General features: G+C 67.9%; 5 protein-coding genes and 1 pseudogene. 2 read left to right on the top strand and 4 right to left on the bottom strand.

Translation table 11 applies throughout. The features are described 5' to 3' along the window. The coding region (locus FF041_RS23460) for a WD40 repeat domain-containing protein (RefSeq protein WP_407698186.1) at window positions 1–1,490 on the top strand (1,490 nt) is incomplete at its 5' end. Between the two features lie 425 nt (window positions 1,491–1,915). Here FF041_RS23460 and FF041_RS23455 read toward each other — a convergent pair. Next, window positions 1,916–5,002, bottom strand: a complete 3,087-nt coding sequence (locus tag FF041_RS23455) for a hypothetical protein (protein WP_153524641.1) — start codon at window positions 5,000–5,002, stop codon at window positions 1,916–1,918. A gap of 413 nt (window positions 5,003–5,415) precedes the next feature. On the opposite strand from FF041_RS23455, the gene FF041_RS23450 reads away from it, so the two are divergent. Next, the gene (locus FF041_RS23450; protein WP_228388565.1) at window positions 5,416–5,982 is read left to right on the top strand and encodes a hypothetical protein; all 567 of its coding nucleotides are present in this window, start codon (window positions 5,416–5,418) and stop codon (window positions 5,980–5,982) included. Window positions 5,983–6,055: 73 nt separating this feature from the next. Here the strand turns inward: FF041_RS23450 and FF041_RS23445 are convergent. From FF041_RS23445 to FF041_RS23435, 3 genes and pseudogenes are all read right to left on the bottom strand, one after another. Next, window positions 6,056–6,351 (bottom strand): annotated as a pseudogene (locus tag FF041_RS23445) (hypothetical protein). Between the two features lie 68 nt (window positions 6,352–6,419). Further along, window positions 6,420–6,947, bottom strand: coding sequence for a hypothetical protein (locus FF041_RS23440; protein ID WP_153524640.1), 528 nt, complete (start codon window positions 6,945–6,947; stop codon window positions 6,420–6,422). A gap of 212 nt (window positions 6,948–7,159) precedes the next feature. Then, window positions 7,160–7,429, bottom strand: coding sequence for a hypothetical protein (locus FF041_RS23435; protein WP_153524639.1), 270 nt, complete (start codon window positions 7,427–7,429; stop codon window positions 7,160–7,162). Window positions 7,430–7,829 lie beyond the last annotated feature (400 nt).

Below are 7,829 nucleotides of genomic sequence, written 5' to 3'. Positions count from 1 at the left end.
CGGAGCTGCACCAGTTCTTTCCAGGTGAGTACCGTGCTGCCGCCTTCAGTGCCGATGGTTCTCGTCTCTTCGCCAGTCTGGAGCACGGAGCGGTAGCGACTTGGGACACGTCCACCGGGGCCAAGCTCAACGAGTTTCAGGCGCCCAGGAACAGAATCGGTCGGCTTCTGGTGAGCCAGGATGGCACGAAGCTGGTCTTCTCCAGGCATGGCGGCTTGCGTTCCTACTCCTGCGACGCCAGCACAGGCAACAATCTGCAGCCTCTGCAGGGCAAGCCTAGGGCGGTCACAGCGGACGGGGCTCACGTCGCCACAGCCCAGGGGGGAAGTGTGGGGATCTGGAGTACGTCGTCCGGCGAGCGTCTGCATGAGCTCCGCGGCTGCCTCGACGTCACCGTGGCAGCGTTCAATGCCGACGGCACGGAACTTGCTGTCGGAAACCGTGAGGGCGTCGTGGAGGTGTGGGACGTCGGGACGAGGACGCAGGTCCACCGCTTCCACCATGGATCATTGTGCTCATCGCTGGGCTTCAGCCCGGACGGTTTGAGACTCACAAGCGCCAGCATGGACAGGACCGTCCGGATCTGGGACCTCGCTGCCAGTTCGCCGCAGCCGCAGAAGATCTCTGTCGGTGTCGCAGCGGTCTCCGCTGATGGATCTCGCGTCGCCACCGTGAGCCGTGAGGGATTCTCCGTCTGGGACGCTGCGAGCGGAGTGCAAGTCCATCGCTTCGCGAGAGGCGACGGAGCCGCCGGACAGGAGTTGCAGTTCGCCCCTCCCTTTTACGGAGATCAGGCCGACCTGCTCTCGGCAGCTTTCACGGCGACAGGCATTCGCTTCGCCGCGGCCACAGATCGCGAGATGGTCGGTGTGTGGGATGCCGCTGGGGCGCTGCTTGTACAACTCACTTGTGCCGGGCCGCTGGAGAAGCTGCAACTCAGCCCGCTCGGAGATCTTCTGGCTACGGTCGACCGGCAGGGGACCGTCAGCGTATGGGACACCACCAGCGGCATGCAGATGCATCAGTTGCCTCACCACAGAGCTCACAGGCTCGTGTTCAGCCCAGACGGATCCCGCCTCGCCACACACGACCACAGCGGTGGAACCTGCGTCTGGGACACCGCGTCCGGCGCACAGGTCGCGCTTCTGGCGCGCCGTTCGGCACGGTCATGGGCCTTGGCATTCAGTCCGGACAACAGTCAACTGGCCATCAATGATGGTGGCCTCGGATTCCGAGTCGTGGACATCGCCACGGAAGGCATCGTTCATAGGTTCCGCGGCACGAGGGTCAGGGCGGCAGCCTTCAGCTCCGACGGCAAGTACCTCGCTGGCGCGGGAAACAACACGATCTCCGTCTGGGACTTCACGACAGGCGAACGCCTCACCAGCATGCGGGCCGACAGCGACCTCGAATCCGTGATCTGGCAACCCGACGGTCGAGCCCTCTTCGCCGGCGGTCGTGGCGTCCTCGGCTACGAGTTCATGGCATAGTCCGACGCGATGCGCGAGAGAGCAGTGGTCCTCTCCTGGCGGGGCTGACGTACGGGTTGGTGAGCCGATGCTGCCGCTGTCCAGACATCTGCCCTCGGTCATGTTCAGCAGCCTGGACACCGCCGCGCCGGACCGCTTCGGCCGCTGGCGCGACCTGTTGAGCAACACCCACGCCCCCATGGATCTGTCCAGCGACCACGCGCCCCCGGGCTTCGGCCCGGGGCGGCTTGATTCGAACTGGCGTGTGTGCAGGTTCGGAAGTCCCGGGCGGGATACGGGTCGGGAGCCCTTCGCCTTGCCGGTGGTCCGGCAGTGGCTTCGGCGTCCGTCAGGTGGAGGACCTGACGGGCTGGGCGGTGTCGTGCTGGATGACGTGGGCGCGGCCGGGGTGCGCGCTGGACCCTGAAGCGCAGACGCACAGCCGGTCAGCTCGTGTCGCTCGGTGTGGCTGGCCAGCCGAACGGGTCAACATGCTCAACGTCGTCTGTCCAGTAGCCGTAGCGCTCACCGAGTACCGACAGCAGTGCCTGCGGGTCGATGGGAGCAGAGCGGAGGACCAGGCCAAGGCCGTGCGCAGTGCTCACAGCAGCCACGGACAGGTGTGACCGAAGGGCATGCTCGGTGAATGCCTCTGGAGGAACAGGTTGGTCGTCGGGGCGTTCCGGGGCCTGCATAGCGGTGAGGATGCGGGCCCGGTGTTTCTCGGAATCGCCTGGGAAGGCGTGCAATCCCTGCTGCTGGGCACGACGGTTTCCGACCACATTGGCGATGGCGGTCAGCAGGTGCCAGTCGCGCCACCCTGCCTCCCGCAACCGCGCGGTCGTGCGCCGGAAATCGGGGTCAGCAAGCACGCGGGGAAGGGTGTACCGCACGATGGGGAGCATGACGGCGTAGCGGTTACGGACGGTTTCGAGGGCTTCCTCTGGCTTGTAGCCGGGCCCGGGCCCGGTCTGGGCTGGCAAGACATCCGATTCCGCCCGGCCACGGTGCATACCTGCTCCGACGGCTGGTTCAGTGAGCGCAGCCATCGTCTGGTAGTCGTCGGCTTTGAGGAAGGCTGCCAATTCGTCGTAGGGACGGCCAACGAAGAGCTTCTCCCATAGTCCGCTGGCGAGTGTCTGCTCGATGAGTTGCGTGAATGCCTCGTCGGAGAGCAGCGACTGGGAGAGGACCACGCGGATCAGGGCAGTGAGCAGACGGGGTGGTTCTGTTTCCAGGTCTGCGAGGTTGGCCGTGGTCAGCCGTAGCCTCCACCTGTTGGTGTCCCGGTCGGCGGTTTGGTCGCAGACAGCGGGCTGGTCATGGGGCAGGGTGGGGTCTGCGCGGACCTCGGCGCTGACGCGCCCGGGCAGGAGCAGTGGTTCCAGTGTGGCGAGTTCGCCGAGAAGTACCTGGAGTGCCGCGGTGTAGCGTTCTGCGGCCAGTACGGAGTGCCGCTCGTTCGGACAGGTGATCTCCCAGTCGACCCCGAGCGCGTTCCAGACGTAGCGGCGGGTGGGGCCGGCGTCGCTGAAGGGGCGCCCCACGCCTTGTGTGTCGGCCGCTTCGACACATGTCTCTTCGGTTTCCGTGGGAGCGTCGGCCGTCGGGGCGAGTATGTCGTCGAGGATGGTGTTGATGCCCACGGAAGCGGTGATCTCGCGGAGCAGAGGGACGAAGCCGGGTCGTACCGCGCTGGCTACACGCAGGGTGAGCGCCTGGCTGGCCATCGTCTCCCAGACGTACGGGTAGCGTTCGTTGCTGTACGGCTCATCGCAGTAGAGGTCCTGTGCCATGAGGCCGGTGGAGAACAAGTGGGTGGCAGAGATCCAGTTTCCGGCTTTGCGGTCGTACTGGGCGGCGAGGATGATGCCGCGGGGGATGAAACAGCTGAGTTCCGGATTGGGTGCGGACTTCGCGGCGGTGGCGGCGGCGAGCGCGTACTGCTTGGCAGCGATGGGCAGGCTGAGTTCGCTGTAGAGGCGCGCGCATAGCAGCAGCATGATCAGGCCGCCCTCTAGGGTGTCGCCGCGCAGCCAGTTGTCCTTGGCTTTGTGGATCTCCTGAAGTGCTTGCGGGAGACGGCCGCTCTTGATCAGGGCGATGCCTCGGGACTGGGCGCGCTCGCCGCGTGCCGTCTGGCCGGTAACCCGGTCGGTGGCCTGGTCGAGCAGATCACGGACCTCCCGGTACAGCGGATGGTCCACCAGTACGGGGGTGAGGTAGTCGAAAAGGTCGGCGGTGTGTTCGATCGGGAACAAGGGCGCGTTGTCGAGGTGGTGACCCAGCCGGAGCAGGGTGCGCATGCCGGTGTCGAGGTCGGTGAGCGGCGGCTCCGTCTGCAGGGCAGGTATTGGCTCTCCGGCCTCCACCGCCTCGATGACAGCTGAGGTGACTTCCGCGACCGTCGGCAGGTCCTCGGTCCTGGTTGTCAGTTTGGTGGTCATGTCGGTGTGCAGGGCCAGGCGAGCCCGCATGGCCAGCAGATGGGCCATGGCGTTGGCGGGCGGGTCCGCGTCCAGCAGACGGTCGATCTTGTCCGCCAGCAGGCGTTGCCAACTGCACAGGTCGTCTGCCGTCAGCGCAGTGAGGCCGCGCACCAGCGCCCCGTACCCGTACTGGAGAAGCACGACGGCGTCCTCGAGGATTCCCGGGTCGGTGAGGGTGTCGTCGGCGGTGACCGTGTCGAAGAAGTCGCGAGCCAGTTGGTCCGCAGGGTGCATATCGCCGAGGCCGCGCAGGGTCGCCACGACGATCTCGTAGCGGGCCCGCAGAGCGGTGCGCTCCCCCGCCACTGCCTTCAGCAGGGCACGTGCGTGGCCGATCCATTCCGGCAGATCTGCCCGGGCCTCGTCGTGGAAGGTGGCGTGGCGCAACGGGCCCCGCAGGTCCACCAGCTCCCCCAGCGTGCAGGCGGGCTCGTCGCTTGCCTGCCATCGTCGGCGGGCCTCGACGTACCAGTCGGGCAGTTCGCCGGCCCCGTCCGGGCGTGGCGGGGTGAGGTCGGAGGGCAAGTGGAGATACTGTACAGCGAGGTAGAACAGGTCGTAGTCGGCAAGGTGCAGAGCGAGGGCAGCAGCGTCCCAGATATCCAGTTCGACCTGATGCTTCCGGGCGGCTTCATCGATAAGGTCGTGCCGCTTCGCGGCGGGCACGGCGGTCACCGTGAAGTAGATGACGCGGGCAACGGGTGTGCCCTGCCCGCAGATCGAGGCAAGATCCTTTCGGATCTTGCCTGGAACATCGGTTCTTTGGATGGTGCAGGCCATCACCACCCGCTCGGTGGAGGCCAGCGTCGCGAACAAGGACGTGCCAGGCAGTTCCCGAGGAATGTTGCTCCAGTGGCTTTCGGCGTCCCGGCCCTGGTCCCCGCCGCTGCTGACAGGGCCGGTCGCCGTGAGCAGATTGCTGGTGATCCTCCGGCGGGCCAGGCCCAGGCACAACGCCTCGAACCCATGATGGCTGTTGCTCTCGCCGAGAATGCTCAAGGCAAAGCGGATACGCCCCTCAAGCTGGACGGCATCGTCACTCACGTCATTCCCCCCTGGTTTCCCTTGCCCAGCCACACACGACCAGTGTCCAGCACACCACTGACACCTCGGAGCCATGCCCGCGCCTGCGGGCGCTCTTGTGAGGTGGTCACCTGGAGAAGCTCGATGTCCAGGCTATCGAGGACTCTTCCGACCACCCGTTCCTCGCGCCCTCCCCCGCCCCAGTCTGCAGCACACGATGACGGCACCCGAGAACAGCGCGGGCCGTGAAGTACCGCGCCCGCGTCGGAACGCCCCCACCCCGTGGGCCATACCCGCTCTCCCTTTCCCGGACCGGGGCGACGGCGCGGTGGCTCTGACCGCAGCCGGGCGGCATCGCCATTCCCTCCCCAGGTTGGCCGATCGAGCGGCCTGTCGTCCCTGTTTCGCCCGGGCGGGAACCTACGGTGCCGGGCATGGAACGCACACCGATGCCCGAGCCGCTGCGGCAGGCGGTACACCAGCTCGTCTCCGAAGTGGTCATGAACTGCCAGGAGGTACTGCGCTACACCGAGCCGGATGTCGCCCACGACTGGAAGCGGATGACTCTGTACCGGGCCACGGACGCGGCCGACACCATGGACATGGCCGCCATGCTGATCGCCGCGTACTGCCAGCAGTACACCGGCCTCCCCATGAACACGCTCGCCTCCTACCTCCAGATCCGGCAGCAGCACAGCCGGGCGGCCGGTCCGCGGGAGTCGGACCGGCAGGAGATCGCCGGGATGCTCGGCAGCCCTCTGCCGCCCGAGTCCGACACCGATGCACGGCAGTGGCACAGCTGGGGTCAGGGGTATGCGGAGGGAGGGCTGATGGCCGAGGCCGATGAGCAGCGGCTGTTCACCGAGGCATGTCTGCACGGGCTGCGCGCCCGGCTGTGCGACGACGTCGACTCGCTGGACAGTTATCTGCCGCCGCACATCGCAGAGCTGGCGCGGAAGGTCGCCGGGGTACTGGAGGTACCGCAGCCAGCCGCCGTCTGACAGCCGTGGGTCGCGGTCACCGGCGGGTGGCCGGGGAAGTTGGGCGAAGCCCTGGATGACGTGGAGGCGGCGGTCAGGGCGTGTCGCCAGTAGTAGAAGCGGCAGCTAATCCCCGGACCCGGCGTGCGGGGTTCGCCGGGGCGCGGGTCGTGCAGGGCGCAGCCGCCGGGCCACTGCGACAGCTCGGTGATCAGGGCCACGCCGTCGTTCGACTTCCTCGGTCCGCCAGCCGTGGATGTCCAGCAGCAGGCCGTCCAGCGATCCGCCGACCAGTTCGGCGTAGGTCCGGTGCGGGAGCAGGCCGGGGCTGGGGTCGCCGTGGTCGTGGCCGTAGACCCGGCCGCTCAGCCGTGCAGCCACCACCGACAAAGGGGCTGTGAAGACGCCGACGGGCCCAGCCTGGATGAAGGCCGGGCCCGTCGCGGGACGGGGCCGTGCTATCGGGTCTGGATGGCACCGCGGTCGATGAGGTCCTGGATGTAGGCGGGCCAGTCCCGCTCCAGGCTCGCCGTGATGGCCGCGTGGACGTCGGCGCGGACCTGCGGGGTGACGTGCTCGACTTCGCCGCTCGTGTAGTGCAGGCGCAGGCCTTCGCGGCTCGCGTCGCACAGGATGGCGTGGGCCTTCTGCATGAGCGTCATGTAGAGCTGCGGGACCGGTGCCCCCACGAGTTCGTCGATGACGGCCTCGTAGTCGATCCCGAGATCACCCCAGTCCTTGCCCTGCTTGTCGAGCCAGAGCGTGACATCGGAGAAGAAGACGGCCTTGCCCGGCCCGTCCACCAAGTCGCGGGCGAGCCCGCCCGCGAGGTCGAGCACGGTGCCGGCCTCCTTGCTCACGAGGCTGCGGGGCATCGTCCGCGGGGCGACGGCCAGCGCGCACTCTCCCCAGCCGTCTCGGGTCTGCTCCGGCCAGGGCAGCCCCAGCACGAGCCAGCCGTCCGGATACAGCAGCGTGTTGCTCACCGTGTACTTCCCCCTCGGTGTGACGTAAGTGGTTGACGCCGATCTTTCCGCCCAGCGGTGACGACGGACAAGGCGGCCTCCGGCCAGCCGCCTTGTCCCGGCCGGAGGCGGCAGGCCGCCCGGCTACCGGCGGCGTCCGATGCCGAACCTGCTGCGAGGCTTCACCCTCGCCGCTTCGGCCGCCGCGCGTTCGGCTTCCTCCGCTCCAGACGCTACATCCGGCTCTCGTGCTGGACGTCGGTCTTCCCGGTGAACACGAACGCCACCGGCACGTACCCCTCGTGGCCCGTCGCCGGGTACAGGCCCGGCCACAGCCGGAAGGCGTGCACCGCCGCCCCTCCGGAGTGGCGGGCCACCCTCTCCTTGTCCGCGTCGGCCTTCGGCGCCAGGAGCTCGAACCACTCGGTGTAGCGGCGCAGCCTGTCCACCAGGTCGCCGACGGGCTCGGTGAGGCGGTCGACCTCCAGGAGCATCGCGGGCACCCCGGCGTCCGAGGGCGCGCATCGTCAGGTCGGCGTACTGGGTGTAGCCGTAGGGGAGCTTGTGGCCGATCTCGGTCTGCCGACAGCGACGCGCCCGAACCCGGCCCCGGTCAGCACGGCAGTGGTCGAGGTGACGGCGGCGGCGAATGAGCGCGTCGTGGGCGGCAGTCCACAGAGCAGCTCGTCCGTCAGCGCGGTCGCCTCGGAGCGATGCACGCGGCAGCGCCGGTCGGCTCTTCGTAGTGCTGGTCCTGTTACCGCCTTGGTTGCGGAGCTGTGTGGGTCGGCCAGATTTGGAGGTGGTAGTGCTCGGTGACCGGTTCGTCCTGCTCGTGCACGCCGTCGGGGTTGGTGTCCCGGCCGCGGGCGTGGAGGCGGAGGCGGTAGGTTCCCGGGCCGG

Source organism: Streptomyces jumonjinensis (genome assembly GCF_009600885.1).
Taxonomy (GTDB): Bacteria; Actinomycetota; Actinomycetes; order Streptomycetales; family Streptomycetaceae; genus Streptomyces; species Streptomyces jumonjinensis.
Note: the sequence above shows the minus strand (reverse complement) of the source record. Positions and strands in the feature narration are given on the sequence as shown.